This is a genomic window from Prevotella sp. HMSC073D09 (assembly GCF_001814145.1).
GTDB classification, from domain to species: Bacteria; Bacteroidota; Bacteroidia; order Bacteroidales; family Bacteroidaceae; genus Prevotella; species Prevotella conceptionensis.
Map to the genome: position 1 here is coordinate 32,915 of NZ_KV815131.1, position 1,097 is coordinate 34,011.

1 protein-coding gene is annotated in these 1,097 nt (G+C 37.8%); it reads right to left on the reverse strand.

Translation table 11 applies throughout. The features are described from left to right. Positions 1-121 precede the first annotated feature (121 nt). Complete coding sequence (locus HMPREF2955_RS17085; RefSeq protein ID WP_256374706.1) at positions 122-232, reverse strand: type II toxin-antitoxin system HicA family toxin; 111 nt, start codon at positions 230-232, stop codon at positions 122-124. Positions 233-1,097: the final 865 nt, after the last annotated feature.

A 1,097-nucleotide genomic window follows, 5' to 3' on the forward strand; every position in this document is an offset into this window, starting at 1 on the left:
CTGTTCATCTTTCGTTTGCTTGTCGGCATCTTGCTTGTCTTATTCTCTTGACGTAGCCCGCTACGCCTTCAAGAATAAGACAAGCAAGATGCTCAACAATCAAACAAAATCTGCACAGGCTCTAACAGCCGATTTGGGTTAAATCATCGCTAGCCTTGCCTCTTATCGTTACTTTCCCTTTCTTTGTAGGGTGTTTAAATTGTCGATGGTCGCCCTTTGTGGTGCTGATCACACGGCCATTTGTTTACAACATCTTGAAAACTTACTTAACTTTATACCCCTTCATCTGTGTTGCGTATTATTATCATGCAATACAAAAGTAGTAAAAGTAATGCTGATTTACAAGCTAATGTCAAAAGAAAAGTTTCAGTGTGTTGTTTAAGCCCAATCGCCCGTTTAGATGTTTCTGAAAACAATGTGGTGCGAAACGGCACGATAAAAAGACAGACATTGTGTCGTAATCTGTCTGCCATCTTTGTTATGTCAACATAAGATAGCCAACTCCTCTCGTGTGCGGAGTGTAGAACGGAACAACCCTTTGGCTTATGAACACACGAAAATCCAACTCCCGAATACATCAACGCGCCAACTTACAAACTCAAGAACTATTCAACTTACAGACTCAAGAACTCATCAACTTGCAAACTCAAGAACTCTTCAGCTTATAAAATCAAGACCTCATAAACTTACAAACTCATCAACTTACAAAAAATAACAGCCCATAAACTTATAAGACTCTTCAACTAGCAAGCTCACAATCTCACCAACTCAAAACCTTAAATTTTTATTATTTATTTTACAATAGCTCTCTAAATTTCACTCCGTTCTAGCGCAAATTTAGGCTAAAAAGTAGATAAATGGCCACAAATAATGGCCTCTTACGTCTTCCAATATGTCCGTTTTAAAGAAAAAGACCTGCATTTTGCACCATTTTGCCTTTCTAGATTGGTTGCCAACCCATGATTTTTGCAGTCCAAAAACCTACTTTTAGGCCTCAAAAACCCACTTTTTAACGAACATTTTGCCCTTTTTAGCCTGGTATTTCATGGTTCTTAAAGGTTTTGTTTATACAATTGCAGCGTATTTTTATGCTTTTC